The sequence below is a fragment of the Sinomicrobium halophytocola genome (assembly GCF_052983395.1).
The window spans coordinates 342,445-360,780 of record NZ_JBRKIT010000040.1 but is presented as its reverse complement, the minus strand read 5'-3'; the positions used below and the strand labels follow the sequence as shown (position 1 = coordinate 360,780).

Annotated in this window: 16 protein-coding genes; 7 read left to right on the top strand and 9 right to left on the bottom strand. The window is 42.9% G+C overall.

Translation table 11 applies throughout. The annotated features are described in order from the left end of the window. Positions 1–8: 8 nt before the first annotated feature. Positions 9–569: an RNA polymerase sigma factor gene (locus tag ACVBDY_RS18260; protein WP_447176897.1), complete on the bottom strand. Its 561-nt coding sequence runs from the start codon at positions 567–569 to the stop codon at positions 9–11. Positions 570–1,122: 553 nt separating this feature from the next. On the opposite strand from ACVBDY_RS18260, the gene ACVBDY_RS18255 reads away from it, so the two are divergent. From ACVBDY_RS18255 to ACVBDY_RS18235, 5 genes are all read left to right on the top strand, one after another. After that, positions 1,123–1,449: a hypothetical protein gene (locus ACVBDY_RS18255; protein ID WP_447176896.1), complete on the top strand. Its 327-nt coding sequence runs from the start codon at positions 1,123–1,125 to the stop codon at positions 1,447–1,449. Positions 1,450–1,474: 25 nt separating this feature from the next. Next, positions 1,475–1,753, top strand: coding sequence for a hypothetical protein (locus tag ACVBDY_RS18250; protein WP_447176895.1), 279 nt, complete (start codon positions 1,475–1,477; stop codon positions 1,751–1,753). Between the two features lie 54 nt (positions 1,754–1,807). Beyond that, positions 1,808–3,433 carry a PepSY-associated TM helix domain-containing protein gene (locus ACVBDY_RS18245; RefSeq protein WP_447176894.1) on the top strand — a complete coding sequence of 542 codons (1,626 nt, stop codon included), beginning with the start codon at positions 1,808–1,810 and terminating at the stop codon, positions 3,431–3,433. Positions 3,434–3,590: 157 nt separating this feature from the next. Further along, positions 3,591–5,969: a TonB-dependent siderophore receptor gene (locus ACVBDY_RS18240; protein WP_447176893.1), complete on the top strand. Its 2,379-nt coding sequence runs from the start codon at positions 3,591–3,593 to the stop codon at positions 5,967–5,969. Between the two features lie 41 nt (positions 5,970–6,010). Further along, complete coding sequence (locus ACVBDY_RS18235; protein WP_447176892.1) at positions 6,011–6,727, top strand: DUF4198 domain-containing protein; 717 nt, start codon at positions 6,011–6,013, stop codon at positions 6,725–6,727. Between the two features lie 219 nt (positions 6,728–6,946). Here ACVBDY_RS18235 and ACVBDY_RS18230 read toward each other — a convergent pair whose 3' ends face one another. From ACVBDY_RS18230 to ACVBDY_RS18200, 7 genes are all read right to left on the bottom strand, one after another. Then, positions 6,947–7,408, bottom strand: coding sequence for a hypothetical protein (locus tag ACVBDY_RS18230; protein ID WP_447176891.1), 462 nt, complete (start codon positions 7,406–7,408; stop codon positions 6,947–6,949). A gap of 38 nt (positions 7,409–7,446) precedes the next feature. Next, positions 7,447–7,989 carry a hypothetical protein gene (locus tag ACVBDY_RS18225; protein ID WP_447176890.1) on the bottom strand — a complete coding sequence of 181 codons (543 nt, stop codon included), beginning with the start codon at positions 7,987–7,989 and terminating at the stop codon, positions 7,447–7,449. Positions 7,990–8,019: 30 nt separating this feature from the next. Next, on the bottom strand, positions 8,020–8,562 hold the full coding sequence (locus ACVBDY_RS18220) for an RNA polymerase sigma factor (protein WP_447176889.1): 543 nt from the start codon (positions 8,560–8,562) through the stop codon (positions 8,020–8,022). A 267-nt stretch (positions 8,563–8,829) separates the two neighbouring features. Beyond that, entirely contained in the window at positions 8,830–10,656 is a 1,827-nt protein-coding gene (locus tag ACVBDY_RS18215; RefSeq protein ID WP_447176888.1) for an ABC transporter ATP-binding protein, read from the bottom strand. A gap of 73 nt (positions 10,657–10,729) precedes the next feature. Beyond that, positions 10,730–12,454 (bottom strand): phospho-sugar mutase, encoded by a 1,725-nt coding sequence (locus tag ACVBDY_RS18210; protein ID WP_447176887.1) that lies wholly within the window; start codon positions 12,452–12,454, stop codon positions 10,730–10,732. A 64-nt stretch (positions 12,455–12,518) separates the two neighbouring features. Then, the gene (locus ACVBDY_RS18205; protein WP_447176886.1) at positions 12,519–13,538 is read right to left on the bottom strand and encodes a glycosyltransferase family 2 protein; all 1,020 of its coding nucleotides are present in this window, start codon (positions 13,536–13,538) and stop codon (positions 12,519–12,521) included. Between the two features lie 90 nt (positions 13,539–13,628). Continuing rightward, the gene (locus ACVBDY_RS18200; RefSeq protein WP_447176885.1) at positions 13,629–14,150 is read right to left on the bottom strand and encodes a DUF4199 domain-containing protein; all 522 of its coding nucleotides are present in this window, start codon (positions 14,148–14,150) and stop codon (positions 13,629–13,631) included. A 176-nt stretch (positions 14,151–14,326) separates the two neighbouring features. Here ACVBDY_RS18200 and ACVBDY_RS18195 point away from each other — a divergent pair, with 176 nt between their 5' ends. Together ACVBDY_RS18195 and ACVBDY_RS18190 are read left to right on the top strand one after the other, a co-directional pair. Beyond that, positions 14,327–14,578 carry a type B 50S ribosomal protein L31 gene (locus ACVBDY_RS18195; RefSeq protein ID WP_447176884.1) on the top strand — a complete coding sequence of 84 codons (252 nt, stop codon included), beginning with the start codon at positions 14,327–14,329 and terminating at the stop codon, positions 14,576–14,578. 75 nt (positions 14,579–14,653) lie between these two features. Beyond that, positions 14,654–15,829 (top strand): GlmU family protein, encoded by a 1,176-nt coding sequence (locus ACVBDY_RS18190; protein ID WP_447176883.1) that lies wholly within the window; start codon positions 14,654–14,656, stop codon positions 15,827–15,829. Between the two features lie 87 nt (positions 15,830–15,916). On the opposite strand, the gene ACVBDY_RS18185 is transcribed toward ACVBDY_RS18190, so the two are convergent. Then, complete coding sequence (locus ACVBDY_RS18185) at positions 15,917–18,283, bottom strand: S9 family peptidase (protein ID WP_447176882.1); 2,367 nt, start codon at positions 18,281–18,283, stop codon at positions 15,917–15,919. Positions 18,284–18,336: the final 53 nt, after the last annotated feature.

The window sequence follows — 18,336 nt, the reverse complement described above, 5'->3', positions numbered from 1 at the left end:
TTTCATTATCAGTTAACCCTTGTGGCCATCAGTTTTTTCCGCAGACTCTCCTTGGCCCGGCTTATGGTTGTCCGGCAATTGGCATAGCTGATCTGCAATATCTCGCTTATTTCATCATAGTCATAACCTTCTATTAAATGTAAGGTCAAAGAAACTCTGTAATTGTCCTTCAATGTTTTCATGGTTTCCAAAACTTTTTGAGCCTGAACGTTTGTAAACTCATGATCCGGCGCAATGCCATCGTTATCTTCGACCTTATGCAATGTTTCATCGATCGAAATTTCCCTGTTTTGTTGTTGTTTCCGGAAACTATAGATGCTGTTGTTTACAACGATCCGTTTTAACCAGGCTCCAAAAGCCACTTCTCCGCGGAAAGTGTCCAGCTTGGTAAATGCTTTTAAGAAGGATTCCTGCATGATGTCTTCGGCCTCGAACTCGTCCTTTACAATACGAAAGGCGGTGTTGTACATAGCCTTGTAATAGCGGTTATAAACCTCCATCTGTGCTTTGGAGTTACCATCTTTGCACTGCACAAGCAGTTGCTCTATATGTATATCCGGTTGGCTCAAAAAGTAATTGTTTTCAATATAAGGATGAAGAGGAATATCAATTGTTACACTTCAGGTAATTTTTTTTCGAAAAAAATCATAAAGTAAAGGAACGGAATTTATCCGGATCAAAAACCAGAAGTTGCGGGCGGAAGAAAAACCGGGATTGATCTGTTTTGTAAGGATTCAGATTTTTAATGGCAGGGTGGGAGAGTTGATGAGTTCGGAGTCCGGAAGTTATTACGTTACCCGGTTATCGGATAGTATTGTGAGTGGCTGTTCTGCGAAGGCTGAGTGCTCCCGTTGTAACGGAAGTATATTTAAGCCTGGGATCGAAGCCCCGGAGTTGTTGACTAAAAACTAAAAACTTTTAAACTCCCAACTAAAAGACTCCATAACCTTTGCACTCGGTCTGTTTATTTGTCAGTAAGGCAGGAAGTGGACTGCCTGAACCGTCCCCGGAAAGTTAAAGCACTGTGTGATTTGAAATTAATCTAAATAAAATTGGATTGTCTAATTTCCGTTATTATATTTGTCACTGTTTAGATTTAGTCAAAATAAACTGTATACATATATGACTAGCCTGGTTGTTGCTATTACTTTTTTAGGTTTTTATGCACTCTACAATACTTCAAAGAGAGCAATGTTAAGTCGTTCTCTTAAAATAGAGAAGTGGATGCAGGTTCACGGGAGAGAAAGTAAAGCGGTAGGATTGTCCCTGCTGTTTATTGCCCTGGTACTTTCCGTATTCCATTACGGGATCGGGGCAGGCATTTTTGCTTTTTTTGTGATATTAATGACCCTGGGGAGCCTTATTGTAATTGTAACTCCGTTACGTTTTATGCGTTATCAGGCACTTATCCTGATATTGGTTCTTTCGATAACTTTTGAATTCCTCTAGGATTATGCCTGCCAACAAAAAATATTTGACAACCTCCGTTAGTCAACGTTTAGCAAAGATTAGTGCGGGATTTCTCGGCGGATATATGGTTACCATATCTCTTCACGTTGCCCTTGCCTATTGGGTAAACCATGTCAACGTTCTGATGACGCTGCGATATGCCGGTTTTTTACTTTGGTGTGTTTTGTTCCTGCTTGCTTTTCTGGTGAAAAACGGCTGGAAAATATGGGGAGTTTACCTGTTGCTGACATTCCTTTTTTCCGTGGGTATTTACCTGGGAAAGGCATATGGTCTTGCGGGCTAGGAAAAGCCGGAGATAAGAATAGCTATTAAAGCCGTAATTACAATTAAGGACCTGATGAACAATAGAATTTACAACGTTCTTTTTAACACACATACCATAAGCGGGATTATTATCAGCGCAGCGCTTTATGTCATATTCTTCGCAGGGTCTTTTTCTTTTTTTCGCGATGAGATCATAAGCTGGGAGCGAAATGAGCCTGTACAGGAAAGAGGGTTGACCGAAGTCAATTTCGACCTGTTGCTCGATACGATAAACAGCAGGGAAGCAGCCTATGGGCGGGATATTACCTTTAACCAGTATTACCAGGAAAGAAGGGTAGCTGTAAGTCTGACACCGTCCAAAGACAGCCTGGCGCCAAAAGAGGCGGCAGTGGGAGCTTTCTTTTATATGGACAAAGAGAATTTTAAGAATTATAGTTATTCGAGTTCGTATTCTATCGGTGAATTTCTCTACCGTCTGCACTTCTTCGCCCAGCTTAACTTTTTCGGAACGTCCGGTTATCTCTTAGCCGGTCTTGTGGCTTTTTTCTTTCTGTTTGCCGTAATAACAGGTGTCCTGGTACATTGGAATAAAATCGTGTCTAACTTTTATATTTTCCGGCCGGGAACAAAATGGAAGACGGTCTGGACCGATGCGCATACGACATTGGGGATTATAGGGCTGCCTTACCAGTTTATATTTGCACTTACCGGTACCTACCTGATAATCAGCACAACGTTAATGGCACCCCCGGTGGTGGCACTGTTCTATGACAATGATGCGGCCAAAATGTATGAAGATTTTGGTGTAGGTGGCGGGTATTCCATGCTCATGGAAAAGCAGCAGGGACCGGTACGTATTAATGAACTGGTAAATAAAGCGCGTAACCAGTGGAAAGATTTTGATATCCGGTCCGTAACGGTTTTCAATTACGGGGATGCGAATATGCACGTTGCCGTGGAAGGATTTCCTCTGGATCGCCGGAGCTTTGCCGGTAAGGGGAAAATGGTACTCAAGGCTTCTACAGGTGAGATTATAGAAGAAAAAGACCCTTTCAACAATACTTCTTACCTGGATGGAGCCACCAACATACTGGCAAAACTGCATTTCGGGGATTACGGTGGTATGGGATTGCGCGTTATTTACTTTATTCTCGGGCTGGTTTCTTGTTTTGTCATTATTTCCGGGGTAATGATATGGCTCGTAGCCAGGAATAAAAAGAGTGTTTCAAAGAAAAAAAGACGTTTTAACTCCTGGTTGGTAAGGATATACCTGGCGGTGTGTCTTAGCATGTTCCCGGCAACAGCTATTACATTTGTAGGCGTAAAAGTGTTTGTAACTGAATTCGATGCGTCGCGGATGACCCGTATTTACCAGATATTCTTTTATAGCTGGTTACTTCTGTCCGTATTGTTCACCCTGAAACGGGACAATTACTTTACAAATAAGTATACGCTTATAAGCGGAGCGCTGATCGGTTTCCTGGTCCCGGTGGTGAATGGAGTGGTATCCGGTAACTGGATATGGGTTACACTCCGGGCAGGGTACTACGGGATCTTCTTTATAGACGTGTTCTGGATATTGCTTTCTGCTACCGCACTGATTGTTGCTCTGAAACTAAAAAGACAAAAGGTTTCGCCAGTCATGGCCAAAGGTCCGAAGCAGACCATACACACGGAAAATCTTGCCCCTGCGGAATAAAAGGGGAGTGCGACCGGAACTCATAAAATCCTGTCAGTAATATTTTTAGTTTTAAATGTAACTAAAACAGGAAAAATAGCAGAAAGAATTTTGTTGTTAACATTTCCTTAAATAGATTTGCATTTCATTAATTCAATCTAAATAAAAATAAATTGAAATGAAAATCAGATTTATACTTGTTTTCTGTTTTACCGCAATTTCGCTTTGGGCTACCGCGCAGCAAAACCGGGTTTTATTGCATGGTTATATTACAGATACGGAAGGTAATCTTGTAGAAGGCGCGAATGTTGTTCTGGAAAATTCCGGCCGCGGGGTTTCTTCGAATGCGGACGGATATTACGAGATAAAAAATTTACGTTCCGCGTCCTATACCATTAAGGTTTCCGTGGTAGGATACAAGACTGCACAACAGTATATAGCACTAGAACCGGGGAGTAACCTGGTTAATTTTGAACTTGAACCGGAGGTGAGTCAGCTCAGTGAAGTTGTACTTTCCGGGCACCGAAAGGAAAAATACAAGGCGGAGAACGTCTCTTCCAGTCTTCGTCTGAACCAGGAACTCCTGAAAATACCCCAGAACATACAAGTAATCACCGATGATATTCTCCGGGACCAGCAGATCTTCGGGATGCGCGAAGGAGTGGGACGAAACGTCAGCGGGGTGATGCTTCTGGAACACTGGGGAAACTATGCCCGTGTTAATATGCGCGGTTTTCGCATCCCTGCTTTCCGCAACGGAATGAATTTTACCACACAATGGGGACCTGTTGCCGAAGACATGGCCACGGTAGAGCGCATAGAGATCATAAAAGGCCCTGCAGGGTTTATGCTTTCCGCAGGAGAACCGGCCGGGTTGTATAATGTAGTGACCAAGGCCCCGACCGAAAATGCCAGGAGGGAAGTAACACTTTCTACCGGTAGTTACGGACTGCAAAGGGCCACGGTGGATATAGGGGGGAAAGTGGACAAGGCGGGAAAACTGCTATACCGTTTCAACGGGGTGGGACATACCCAGAAAACCAACCAGCAATATGGCTTTCACGATAAATACATCCTGGCCCCGTCCCTGAAATATCATTTTAATGAAAACACAAGTCTTACGGCACAGTATACCTACTATCATTCCAAGGTGCCCGACCTGGGGTCACCCTATATTTTTTCACCGAAAGGCTATAAGGACCTGCCAAGGGATTTCAGCCTGACACATCCCGGGATAGATCCTTCCGTGAACAAGGAACATTCCGCTTTTGTGACTTTTGAACACAAACTGGATGAAAACTGGAAATTGACTGCCCAGCTCGGATACCTGAACGGCACCCAGGTCAGTTCGGATATCTGGCCGGATGCAGTGGAGGAAAACGGGGATGTATACCGAAGGCTGTATATTTTTGACGGATTGGAAGAGCACAAACTCGGACAGGTTTTCGTGAACGGAGAAGTACAGACAGGCGTTGTTTCGCACCGTATACTTGCCGGTATAGACGTGGGTTCCAAAGATGTATGGTATGATTGGGCGGAGTCGCATCTTATCGATGTCAACCAGCCTTTCAATATTTATGATCCGGATAACTCCCAGGCCGTAATTCCCGAACTGGACCATGAAACCAGCATCCGTAAACGTGCCGGAACAGCCGGAACGCTCGGGCAACAGCAATATACAGCCTATTACGTTCAGGACGAAGTCGGTTTTCTGGAGGATCGTCTCCGTCTTACACTGGCAGGCCGCTATACCGACCTGCAGGAAAGTATGTATAATGAAAGTACTTCGGACGGTAAATTTACCCCACGTGTAGGCCTGAGCTTTTCTATAGACGACAATACTTCCGTATACGGCTTGTTCGACCAGGCTTTTCTGCCCCAGGCCGGAACGGATAGGAGGGGTAAAGCCTTTGATCCGATAGAAGGTAATAATATAGAAGGAGGAATTAAAAAGAAATGGTTTGACGGAAAATGGAATACATCATTTTCGTATTTCAGAATAACCAAAGAGAATATGCTTACTGCTGATCCTGAAGATCCTATAAACAGTTCCGTACAATTAGGAGAAGTGAAATCCATGGGAGGAGAATTTGACCTCCAGGGGGAAATAATGCCTGGACTGAACCTAATCTTTAATTATGCCTATACAGATGTAAGAATAAGCAAGGATACCAATGAAAACTTGGTTGGCAACCGGGTAAGCGGCCATGCCAGACATATGACAAACGGTTGGTTGAAATATACGTTTCAGGATACTAAACTTCAGGGATTTAGTGTGTCCGGGGGATACCTGTACATGGCAAAACGGGCTTCCTGGGACTCCGTATGGGGTGTGACCGGTGCCCAGACTTTACCGGACTATTTTAGGCTGGACGGAGCCCTGAGCTGGGCAAATGACAAATTTTCCGTAGCGTTGAATATTAACAATCTGCTCAACGAATACCTGTTCTCCGGGTCTTCTTACCAGGCAGGCACGGGGGAAGATACCCGTTTTTATTATTCGCAACAAAACGAACCCGGAAGGAACTTCCGCCTGACATTAGGGTATCGTTTCTAAATGGGCTTTATATATAAATAATGTAATCAAAAAGTAAAAAGATGAAGAAAATAGTTTTAGCGTTAGTAGCCGTTCTGGCACTGCAACAGGCAAATGCCCACTTTTTGTGGATGGAGACCAAAGCGTCGGGAAAACTGAACAAGCCACATGAAATAAAGGTGTTCTTCGGAGAGTACAGTTACGGAGAGCGGGAGAAGACCGACGGGCATTTCACCTTTGCGGAGGATTTTACCCTGCACCTGGTTGACCCGGACGGGAATAAAACGACACTGGATAAAAAAGCCGCCGCCGATCACTACAGTGCATCCTTTACACCCGAAACCTCCGGCGTTTATCGTGTGGTCCTCACCAATAACAACCTGGAGGTTGTGGATTATACCCAATACGACCTGGGCATTTTTAAAACCGAATACGCTTCGGTTGCTACGGTTCATGTGGGTGGAGAAGATAAAAGTGCAACCGGAATATCTTCCCTGTCAAAACTGGAAATCGTACCCGAAAAGGAAGGAGAAGAGATTGTCCTTCAGGTTATTTATGACGGAAAGCCTTTGGCGGAAAACGAATTGAAGGTCTTCCTTCCGGAAGGATGGTCAAAAACCTTGCAGACAGATGAGGATGGTAAAGTTTCATTCTCCATGCCATGGAAGGATACATATGTAGTGGAAACATCCTATAAAGAACAGGTTCCCGGAATATATAAAGACAAGAAGTATGAATTTATATGGCATTTTACCACGTATAGTTTCGGTAAGGAGTAAGAATACCCAAAGGGCGGTTGAAGATCTATAAACCGCCCTTTGATTTTGTTTCACGCTTGTTGCATGTCGCTTTGAGAGTACTTCATGTAGCTTAGGATGAAATGTCTGAAAGGGAATATGCCGAAACGGTATTTAATAATAGCTTAATGAAAAAGCAAATGCCCTTCCGGATTTCATCTGAATTCTGAAAGGGCATATTTTCTGATATTTATGCGGGGCTTACTCCTCTTTTTTCTCTTCTTGTCGTTTTAGTTTATGTAACAGTTCCCTGCTGAAATCCCTTTCCGCCCTCTTCAGGAGCAGAATTTTCTTAGCGGGTAAAACCCCTTTGAGGTTTCGGGTAAGCTGCATGTTTTCTTTGCAGATTTTATTTTCAATATCTTCCAGTTCCACCAATAAGCGATTGGTTTCCGTTTCGGACATATCGTCAATATCCCCGTTTCTTATGGGTTGTTTGATGTTTTTATACTCCTGGTGCCACAGTTTGGAAACATTGTCATAATACTTATTGTAGATCGGCCATAATTTTTGGGCTTCCTCAGTAGTGAGCGAAAGTTTTTCCGTGATATAGGCCACTTTCAAGGCTTTTATACGTTCTTTTTTGCTCTTTTCCTGTGCGTGTCCCGTTACAGAGAAAAGCACCATGAAAAGAGCTAAAAACAGGATTTTTGGTATTCTCATCGATTTCGGGTTTTTATAGGTATAGAATTGTTGAAGGATCATTGATTAAAATTTATTTCGGAATAATTGATCATATTTTCTTCCAGGTAATTGATAAGGTCCTCCTCTTTGATGGAGGAAAAACTTATAGCGTTGAGGTCCGTAGTATCAAATACGTCCGTGATATCTTCGGTATATACGGGCAGCATGTGGTTTTCAATATAGAATTCCACCTCTTCGGGCTTTATACTGGCCATGGAATGCATATTTCCGGACCGGGAAGAGAGAATATTCGGAAACACGGTCAGCAGTATCAAAACAACGGCTGCCACGGCCGATACGGAATAAACAATCCTGCGTAATGTAAAAACAGGGACTTTTTTGTCGGGAACAGCACTTTCATGTCTTTCTTCTCTTTCTCCGATGGCATTAAAAATACGGTCTTCCAGCCGCTCCATATAACCGGACGGAACCTCAAAACCATCCTGCTCCGGAATGTTCCGGTTTGCGGAAACCGATCGCATGATCCGTTCTTCCAGGTTGTCAAAATAGCCCTCCGGAATTCGGAATCCACTTTTATTATTTTTTTTATTAGGGTTCATAACTATTTGACTGTTTTAGAGATAGAAGGTTTAATCTTCTGTTAAAAACTGTTCTATTTTTTTTACGGCATAGTGGTATGAAGCTTTAAGGGCACCTACGGAAGTACCCAGTATTCCGGACATTTCCTCATAAGTGACTCTTTCAAAATACTTCATATTGAATACCAGTTTCTGTTTTTCCGGCAATTGAGCTATGGCCTGTTGCAGTTTTAGTTGTATTTCGTCACCACTGAAATAAGTATCTGCCTTCAGGTTTGCCACCAGGGATTCCTGTAATTCCGCATTGTCAATACCTTTTCTTTTTGCTTTAGCGTTCAGGAATGTTATCGATTCGTTTATGGCAATACGGTACATCCAGGAGAACAGACTGCTTTCTTCTTTGAATTTATCGATATTCCGATATATTTTTATAAAGGTATTCTGAAGGATATCGTCTGTATCATCATGGTCAATTACCGTCCTTCGGATATGCCAGTACAGTCTCTCTTTATACAGGGAAACCAATTCCCGAAAAGCCTGCTCACGCGTATCATTGTCTTTTAACTGGCGTACTAATGTCGAATCTGATACCATTATCATTATGGATTAGACCATATATGTATTGAAAAGTTTAAAAATATTAAATTAACAAAAAAACAAATGAAAGTTATGTTTAATGATTGTTTTTTATGTTATTTATAAATAAATATGAAAAAATATAATTATCTTCGGGGCAGCTTTTTGACCAACCAATTCTTTTTTTGCTTTATATAGGGTAAAAAAAGCCCAAGTCTTACTGTGGAAGTAACATCCGTCCGAAAGGGCGGATGTTTTTTTGTGCTTTTTTGTACCGTAAATGGTTTATTCAAAAGACTGCATGTCCACAAGTTTCTTATAGGTACCATTTCTGGCAATCAATTCACTGTGTGTGCCTTGTTCAGCTATTTCCCCTCTTTGCATTACTACAATGAGGTCAGCGCTCTGTATGGTGGAAAGCCGGTGTGCAATAACTACCGAAGTCCTGTTTTTCATCATGTTCTCCAGGGCTTTTTGTACAAGTTTTTCACTTTCCGTATCCAGTGCGGAGGTAGCTTCATCCAGTATCATTATAGGCGGGTTCTTCAATACGGCCCTGGCAATACTGAGCCTTTGTTTTTGCCCTCCGGAAAGTTTGTTTCCGCTATCCCCGATATTGGTGTGTATGCCCTGGGGCAGAAGCGAGACAAACTCATAGGCATTGGCCACTTTGAGGGCTTCTATGATTTCTTCGTCCGTAGCGTTCTCTTTCCCGAGAGAAACATTGGCTTTTACGGTATCATTGAACAAGATGGAATCCTGGGTTACCAACCCCATTAACCCTCTGAGCGAATGGAGTTCCATTTCGCGGATATCGGTACCGTCTATGGAAATGCTTCCTTCCTGTACATCATAAAAACGTGTAAGCAGATTGGCTATCGTACTTTTTCCGCTTCCGGACTGCCCCACCAGGGCCACGGTTTTTCCCTTTGGAATATGCAGGGAAAAGTCTTTAAGTACCTTTTCTTCTTCGTATTGAAAGTTAATATGGTCTATCCGGATCTCTTTATCAAAATTATTTTTGACTACGGCACCCGGTGCATCTGCGATCGGGTTTTTCTCTTCGAGGACAGCAAGGACCCGTTCTGCGGCGGCATTTCCCTTTTTTACCCCGTAAGAGGCTTTGGAAATCGCTTTTGCCGGGGTGAGTATATTGTATGCCAGACCTATATAAGCAATAAACGTGGGACCGTTCAGACTTTTTTCTACTAATACCATATGGCCGCCATACCACAATAAGATGGCAATAACGATTATCCCCAGGAATTCGCTTGTAGGAGAAGCCAGATTTTGGCGATTGAGTATTGAATTGGATAACTGATAGAACCGTTTTGTAGAATCCCGAAAACGTCTGTAAAAGTAATTTTCGGAATTAAACCCCTTGATAACTTTCAGGCCTCCCAGTGTCTCTTCTATAATCGATAAAAAATATCCCTGCTCCAGTTGTGCCTGGTCTGACTGTTTTTTCAGCCTTTTACCGATTACGGATATAATAAACCCGGATATGGGGACAAAAATGAAGACAAAGAGGGTGAGTTTGGGGCTCAATGCAAACATGGTTATAATGGTGAAAATAATCGTAAGAGGTTCCCTTACGATCAGTTCGAGAATAGAAAGAAAAGAATGCTGTATTTCCAGTACGTCCGAAGATATACGTGCTATAACGTCACCTTTTCTCTTTTCTGAAAAATACGCTATGGGCAGTTCCACTATCTTTTTATACATGGCATTCCTAAGATCCTTTAATACGCCGTTTCTTAGAAAAGTGATAAAGAACATGGCCAGGTAATTGAAAAGGTTTTTTAATAAAAACAAGGAGATAATAATGGCGACCATTACCCCAAGTGTATATTCGGCTCCTCGTTGGTTCCCCGTAGTGGTAATGTAATAATTGAGGTAATTTTCCAGGAACGATTTCAAATGCCCGAGATCCTCATAAACAGGGGGAGTGGTGATATTTTCTGCTTCGCCGAACAATACGGTTATCATGGGTATCAGGGATACCATAGAAAGTGTGGCGAACAATGCATACAGAATGTTACAGATAACATTGAGCACTGCGTAGTTTCGGTAAGGCCGGGCAAAGCGAAAAATCTTTTTAAAATAATCCATTCAAATATGTTGTTTTTAAACATGTTTTCCCGGAGGTAAACCACCGGGAAAGGTCAAAATAAGCGGCCTGAGATTAAACCTCTATGCCGAGGTCCAGTATAATATTGTCTATCTTCTGGCGCAACGCTTTTTCAGTTGCTCCAAACCGGTCTGTAGAGTCCAGGTCGGTATTGACACTTACATAGAATTTTATTTTAGGTTCGGTTCCGCTGGGTCTTGCAGCGATCTTACTGCCATCTTCGGTGTAATAAATAAGCACATTGGATTTGGGAATGTCTATAGTTTTCTCCTCTCCCGTTATCATATTTCGCGCCACGGAACTCTGGTAGTCTTCTACCATGGTAACCCGGGAACCATTGATCTGTTGTAAGGGTTTGTTCCTCAGGTCTGTCATAATTTGTTTTATCTCTTCGGAACCTTGCATACCCTTTTTTACCAGGGAAATGAGATGCTCTTTATAAAACCTGAAATCTACATACATCTGTAGTAATTTTTCGTAGAGGGAACTGCCTTCGGCTTTGGCTTCTGCAGCCATTTCACACGCCAGGAGAGAGGCTGTAATGGCATCTTTGTCCCGAACAAAATCGCCCACCATAAACCCGAAACTTTCTTCACCACCACCTATAAAGGGTTGTTGCGGATGGTCCTTTATCATTTTGGCGATCCATTTGAACCCGGTGAGCCCGGTTTTACATTCCACACCGTAGGCTTCAGCCAGTTGGCTCATCATGGGAGTGGAGACTATAGTAGAACCAATGAATTCTTTGCCGGTAATCTTCCCGTCTTTTTTCCATTGTTCCAATAAAAACCCTGTCATTAAGACCATGGTCTGGTTACCGTTGAGCAGTATAAGTTTCCCTTTGTCATCCCTCACGGCAATGCCCAGGCGGTCACTGTCCGGATCGGTACCTATAACCATATCAGCGCCGATTTCGTCGGCTTTTTTCATAGCTATAGTCAGGGCTTCGGGCTCTTCCGGGTTAGGAGATTTTACCGTGGGGAAATCGCCATCCGGAGTAGCTTGTTCTTCCACTATATGAACATTTTTATAACCGGCCCTTTTAAGGACTTCGGGCATGATGGTAATAGATGTTCCGTGCAGGGAAGTAAATACTATTTTAAAATCGTCTTTTCCTTTGGCGTTAAAACTGCCGTTTTTTACCGAAGCGGTAATAAACGCTTCGTCGACCTCTTTATCTATATAGGTAATGAGCTCGTTCTTAGGTGAAAACCGGATGTCCTCAAAAGAAAGGCTGTTAATTTCGGCAATGATTTCCGTATCCTGCGGGGGTACTATTTGTCCGCCGTCTGTCCAGTACACTTTATAACCGTTGTACTCCGGCGGATTATGCGATGCGGTAAGCACAATACCACAATGGCAGCCAAGGTGTTTTACGGCGAAAGAAAGCTCCGGAGTAGGGCGCAGGGCTGAAAACAAGTATACCTTGATGCCATTGGCGGAGAATACCTCTGCCACTATTTTGGCCAGGGTATCACTGTTATGGCGACAATCGTAGGCAATGGCTACTTTTAATTCTTCATCCTGATAGGTTTTTTTAATGTAATTACTTAGCCCTTGCGTATTTTTTCCAAGGGTATATTTATTGATCCGGTTACTTCCTATTCCCATAATACCACGCATACCACCGGTACCGAATTCCAGATCTTTATAAAAACTCTCCGTGAGTTCTTTCGGGGAGTTCTCCATTAATTCCCGTATTTTTTCTTTAGTTGCCTCGTCAAATGCCGGGCTAAGCCATTCGTTTACTTTTTTGAGAATTTTTTCGTTTACTTGCATTTTTTCGATTTATTGTAAGTTCATTACTTGGATTACCTCAAATAACCGTATTTTCAGTTCTTTTTTACCCGGGGACACTGTTTTTCATATTGTCCCGTCCTTCTTCTTTCTGTTCTTCTTTCCGAACATCAACGTTCAGAATATCCGATATCTTATATCTGTCGTTATTTGTTTTTGTCCGAAGTATGATTTCGCCGAGAAATCCGGCCAGAAATAATTGCGAACCGATGATCATTGTTGTCAAAGCTATAAAAAACCACGGATTTTGCGTTACCAGTATAGCGGACTGGTGGTGGTAGAGTTTGTACAGCTTATCTATCCCGATGTAACCGGCAGATAAAAAACCGATGAGAAACATCACTACGCCCAGCGCTCCGAAAAGGTGCATGGGACGTTTACCGAAGCGGGAGAGAAACCAGATGGTAATTAAGTCGAGAAAGCCATGAATAAAACGTTCCATACCAAATTTGGTCTTTCCGTATTTACGGGACTGGTGCTGTACTATTTTTTCTTCGATCCGGGTAAATCCGGCATTTTTGGCCAGAACGGGAATGTAACGGTGCATTTCCCCGTACACCTCGATGTTCTTTATGACTTCTTTTCTGTAGGCTTTCAGCCCGCAGTTAAAATCGTGAAGTTGCAGTCCGGAAGTCTTTCTCGCCGCCCAGTTGAACAGTTTGGAGGGAATGTTTTTGGTAAGGATATCGTCGTACCGTTTCTTTTTCCATCCCGATATAAGATCGTATTTCTGTTCGGTAATAAGGTGATAAAGCCCGGGGATCTCCTCCGGGTTATCCTGCAGGTCGGCATCCATAGTTATCACCACCTCGCCACGGGTCATACGAAATCCGGCGTGGAGTGCCTGGGACTTACCGTAATTGCGGAAAAAGCGTATGCCTTTTACCGCTTCGTCCTCTGCTGCAAGGGCCTTTATGGTTTCCCAGGAGCCGTCCGTACTGCCGTCATCAATAAAAAGTATCTCATAAGAAAAGCGATTGGATTGCATTACCCGTGCAATCCAATCGTGTAATTCCCGTAAAGACTCCTGTTCGTTCAGTAGTGGTATTACTACAGATATATTCATGGGCAAATATTAAAATACTTCCCAAATTTAAGCAAAATTGTTTCACCGGGACTTTTCTCCGGTATCTATAATATGGTTTGGATGCCTGGCTTATTGTTTTCTGTTGGCATTACTCATTACAGCCCCGGTAATAAGCGATACGATAAAACCTATAAAAAGGTTAAGGATCAGTATAAAAGGATAACCTACCCATGCAAACTTTCTGCCCATTTCCATTTGTTGTTCTATCTGCTCTTCCGTAAGCTTCCCGGTTTCCCGAAGTTTCTGACTTGCAAGCTCGAAAGATTTATCCAGAAGATCAGGGTCTATGACATAGGTGAGCAAAAGAGCGTAAATAACAGATATAATAGCTGCTATTAGTGCTATTCCCAAACCTATTTTCAAGGCGTGTGTTAGAGAAAGGATATTTCCGTTAAGCTTTTTGAATTTTGAAATTGCTACTATTGTACCTATAATTAAAATGAGGTAATTTACAATAGTTACAGTCCAGTTTTGTTGATAATGCATATCCATGATATATAACATTACGGCAAAAAGAACCATAAGCCCTCCTACGAGAAGACCATAGTTTAAGGCAAATTTTCCTGTTTTTGGTTGTAGCGTTTCTTCCATGATTGAATATTTTGGTTAAAAGTACTTAATTAGTGGCCGTGACCCCGGATTTTGTTACATATTTGCATACAATATTTTTATAAGGGTATATTTTTTTTGAAATGGTATTGTATATTCTGTAAATATAATTAAATTTGCACCTCGAATTTTAGGAGAAAGAAATAAATATAACGGCGATGAAAAAAGGTATACATCCGGAAAATTATAGATTGGTGGCGTTCAAAGACATGTCAAATGATGATGTTTTTCTCACCAAATCCACCGCAAATACTAAAGAAACTTTAGAAGTAGAAGGTGTGGAATACCCATTGGTGAAACTGGAAATATCCAGAACATCACACCCTTATTACACCGGTAAATCCAAATTGGTGGATACTGCAGGACGTATTGATAAGTTTAAGAACAAATACGCAAAATTCAAGAAATAATTTTTGCGGACTTTAAAATATAGAAACCTCTGAGAAATCAGGGGTTTTTTTATTTTTACAGAAAACTCACGCACTATGAACTACATTCTTTTTGACGGTCCTGCCCGCAATGCGCTCCTGCCCTTTACATTTACAAGGCCGGTAGCAGATATGCGGGTAGGGATACTGACTATAAAGGAAAAATGGGAAAAACTACTGAACGAAACAGTTTCGACGCTGACACAGGATTATCTTTCCGTTAAATTTCCTTTGGTACGTGAAGAGGAGAATATTCTTATCGATGCCTCTTTTTTGCCTGAGCCCGGATTAGTAGATATGGTAAAACAATTAAAACCCGGTGAAATGGTGTCGGGAGGAGGGAGTGTAATAGCCTACTACAGTGCAGAAGGTTTTGAAGAAACAGATCTTTCCGCTTTTCGGGAAAAGGAATATTCGGGAAATCCGATACGCATAAAAGATACCTGGGATATATTTTCAAAGAACAGGGAAGCTCTTCTGGCCGACTTTGAACTTCTTACCAAAGGCAGAGTGAGTATGCCCGTTCCGGATGGAGTGCAGGTCATAGCCCCGGAAAATATTTTTATAGAAGAAGGCGCAGAAATGTATTTTTCTACGCTTAATGCATCGGATGGGCCTGTGTATATAGGAAAGAATAGCCTGATTATGGAAGGGTGCCATATTCGCGGAGGTTTTGCCCTTTGCGAAGGAGGAATAGTTAAAATGGGAGCAAAAATATACGGGGCGACGACTGTTGGACCTTATTGTAAAGTAGGAGGGGAGATCAATAATTCTGTCCTTTTCTCGTACTCCAATAAAGGGCACGAAGGTTTTCTGGGAAATTCGGTTTTGGGAGAATGGTGCAATATAGGGGCGGACAGCAATAATTCCAATATGAAAAATAATTATGATGAGATAAAACTGTGGAGCTATGAGGAAGAGACGTTTAAGAGAACGGGGTTGCAGTTTTGCGGGCTTATGATGGGAGACCATAGCAAATGCGGTATCAATACCATGTTTAATACGGGAACGGTCGTAGGGGTGAACACCAATATTTACGGTAGCGGCCTGCCGCGTAATTTTATTCCGGATTTTTCCTGGGGAGGAGCGAGCGGCTTTACCGTATATAATTTGTCCAAGGCCATAGCTTCTGCGCAAAAAGCTTCGGTAAGACGTAACGTGACGTTTACGGAAGACGATGCCAAAATTCTGGAATACGTTTTTGAAGCCACAAGTAAATGGCGTAAGGATTAAAAGCTTTTGACAAGGATATTTATCAGTATAAAACAAAACCGGGAGTTTACATGCTCCCGGTTTTGTTTTTATCACGTCTGTCGAAACTTAGTTCTTCAGTAGGGTAGTGTTAAATAGCTTTAGGATTCGCTTGTATTCGTCCGTCCAGCTGCTGGGTTCTACGAATCCGTGGTCTTCAGCAGGATAAACTGCCATTTCCCAGTTGTCTTTTCCGAGTTCTATAAGGCGTTGCGAGAGTCGTACCACATCCTGGAAATGCACATTGACGTCTACCATGCCATGAGCTATGAGCAGATTGCCTTTCAGTCCTTCTGCAAAGTAAATAGGAGAGGATTTCCGGTATGCTTCCGGGTCGTTAAAAGGCTCGTTAAGTATATTGGATGTGTACCCGTGGTTGTAATGCGCCCAGTCCGTAACAGATCGGAGAGCCGCCCCGGAGGTGAAGGTGTCTCCTTCCTTGAACATGGCCATCAGGGTGATGAAACCACCGTAGCTACCTCCGTAAACACCTATTTTTTTCTGGTCGATCCCGTGCTCGGCGATAAGGAATCTGGCTCCGTCTACCTGGTCTGAGAGGTCTTTGCCTCCCATATGCCGGTAAATAGCGGTACGCCAATCCCGTCCGTATCCTGCGCTACCCCGGTAATCGATGTCTAGCACGGTGTAGCCCAGATCTGTGAGCAGGTTGTGGAACATGTATTCCCGGAAATAGGATGACCACCATTTATGTGCATTCTGAAGGTATCCCGCCCCATGTACAAATATTACCGCTGCGTTGTTTTTTACGCCCTGTTCCGGAAGATATAAACGGGCAGGGACTTGCGTACCATCGGCAGCAGTGAAATGTATGAGTTTCGGATCGCGCCAGGAATAGGCTGTAAAATCTTCCGATTGCCCGGAGGTGAGTTGTGTTTCCTTTGGGCTGGCAGTATTTTTCTTGAGATAAAGTTCCCAGGGTTTATTACTGTAGGAGTACCTGATAGCCAGGTGTTTTTCATCCGGAGACAGGAATACTTCGTTGTTTCCTGTCATGGAAGTCAGTTTTTCCATTTTTCCTCCATAGACCGGCATTTTGTAGAAATGGCGTTCGCCGGGATGTACTTCGGAAGTCGTGAGGTACCAGCTTTTGCCGTCTCTGGATACAAGCGGGTTAAATACTTCGAATTTACCCGAAGTCAGCACTTTTTTCTTTCCGGTAGTTACATCCAGCAGGTACAGGTGGGAATACCCGGTTTCTTCGGACTGGAAATAAATGTGTTTGTTATCGGGCAACCAGTCCAGGATGCCGCCTCCCATGCTCCATCCGATACCGGGCCCGGCGATCCAGGCTTCGTCCCGTTGACGATCCAGGCTTTTCAGGCTGCCGTCTTTGGGGTTCAGCAATGCTATCCAGCGGTCTTTATTGTCTTTGGAACGTACATTTACAACAATATGCCTGCCATCCGGAGAAAAAGAAGCCCCGGAGACCACAACTTCTCTTTCGGCAGGTTCCCAGTTTTTATCCGGGTAATCCTTTGTATAGTCAGGCAAGTCCTTCATGCCTGGCAAGTTTTCCGTTTTTACCATATACACGGTGTCCTTTTGAAGGTTATATACGGCCAACTCTACCTTTGTGCTCTCTTCACCTACCTTAGTACGGGTATTCAGATCAGTGGTATACCCGGAGGCATCAATGTAATTGGGAACAATGGTTTTTTGTGAATCCCCACGGGTACGTAGGCTGAAAACGGCAAATTTTTCATCGGGGGATAGTTTCAGGTTGAATACTTGTTTGTCACCGGAATAGAATGTATAAGTTTTTTTTTCCGGGATCATTTCCTTATATGCTTTGGTTTCTTCCTTCTTTTCTTCTCTTTCGCGCACCACCCGAAGCAATTCCAGGTTATCTTCCCGAAGCCATTTTTCTTTAGGGGAAACTTCTTTTTCTTTTTTGTTGTCTGCTTCCCCTTCTTTAATGTTGGTTACCTGTCTTGTCTGTCCGGTTGCCCGGGAGTACGTGAAAAGGTTGTTACCTGCCTGGAAGGCTACTTTGTTTTCGTCAGCCAGAAATTCCGGAGATACTACGGGGCTCTCCATTTGTAAAAGTTCGGTTTGTTGTCTCTTTTTTAAGTCGTAGATAAAGAGACTTTTGTCTTTAGTGAATAATTTTTTTGTCCGGGCTTCATTGTAGCTTCCGTTTTCGGGGATCAGGGCCATAGCTTCTTTGGCATGGACTTTTTCTATGGTTTCGGGTGACTTTATCTTTATGCGGTAAAGAGAGTCCGAAGGGTCGTTATCCCGGTTGTATTTAAAATAGAGTACTTCACCGTGCTCGTCCCATCGTACGTCTGAAGGGAAAGTACCCATCCACCGGGGGTCCTGCATGATCTTTTCAACGCTGAGACTACTTGTCTGTGCATTAACGAAGCAGGAGATGCAAATGAAAAGGAATAGTAGAGTAATTTTTTGTGACATGAGTAAATAGTTTTAAACGCAGTCCACGAATCTACAGAATTTTTTTAACTTGG

What these genes read in the sequence shown, in the direction of transcription:
- ACVBDY_RS18215 (WP_447176888.1), bottom strand. Translation starts at nt 10,656, where the DNA reads ATGGATTATTTTAAAAAGATTTTTCGCTTTGCCCGGCCTTACCGAAAC.
- ACVBDY_RS18205 (WP_447176886.1), bottom strand. Translation starts at nt 13,538, where the DNA reads ATGAATATATCTGTAGTAATACCACTACTGAACGAACAGGAGTCTTTA.
- ACVBDY_RS18200 (WP_447176885.1), bottom strand. Translation starts at nt 14,150, where the DNA reads ATGGAAGAAACGCTACAACCAAAAACAGGAAAATTTGCCTTAAACTAT.
- ACVBDY_RS18195 (WP_447176884.1), top strand. Translation starts at nt 14,327, where the DNA reads ATGAAAAAAGGTATACATCCGGAAAATTATAGATTGGTGGCGTTCAAA.
- ACVBDY_RS18235 (WP_447176892.1), top strand. Translation starts at nt 6,011, where the DNA reads ATGAAGAAAATAGTTTTAGCGTTAGTAGCCGTTCTGGCACTGCAACAG.
- ACVBDY_RS18220 (WP_447176889.1), bottom strand. Translation starts at nt 8,562, where the DNA reads ATGGTATCAGATTCGACATTAGTACGCCAGTTAAAAGACAATGATACG.
- ACVBDY_RS18225 (WP_447176890.1), bottom strand. Translation starts at nt 7,989, where the DNA reads ATGAACCCTAATAAAAAAAATAATAAAAGTGGATTCCGAATTCCGGAG.
- ACVBDY_RS18255 (WP_447176896.1), top strand. Translation starts at nt 1,123, where the DNA reads ATGACTAGCCTGGTTGTTGCTATTACTTTTTTAGGTTTTTATGCACTC.
- ACVBDY_RS18230 (WP_447176891.1), bottom strand. Translation starts at nt 7,408, where the DNA reads ATGAGAATACCAAAAATCCTGTTTTTAGCTCTTTTCATGGTGCTTTTC.
- ACVBDY_RS18245 (WP_447176894.1), top strand. Translation starts at nt 1,808, where the DNA reads ATGAACAATAGAATTTACAACGTTCTTTTTAACACACATACCATAAGC.
- ACVBDY_RS18190 (WP_447176883.1), top strand. Translation starts at nt 14,654, where the DNA reads ATGAACTACATTCTTTTTGACGGTCCTGCCCGCAATGCGCTCCTGCCC.
- ACVBDY_RS18240 (WP_447176893.1), top strand. Translation starts at nt 3,591, where the DNA reads ATGAAAATCAGATTTATACTTGTTTTCTGTTTTACCGCAATTTCGCTT.
- ACVBDY_RS18185 (WP_447176882.1), bottom strand. Translation starts at nt 18,283, where the DNA reads ATGTCACAAAAAATTACTCTACTATTCCTTTTCATTTGCATCTCCTGC.
- ACVBDY_RS18210 (WP_447176887.1), bottom strand. Translation starts at nt 12,454, where the DNA reads ATGCAAGTAAACGAAAAAATTCTCAAAAAAGTAAACGAATGGCTTAGC.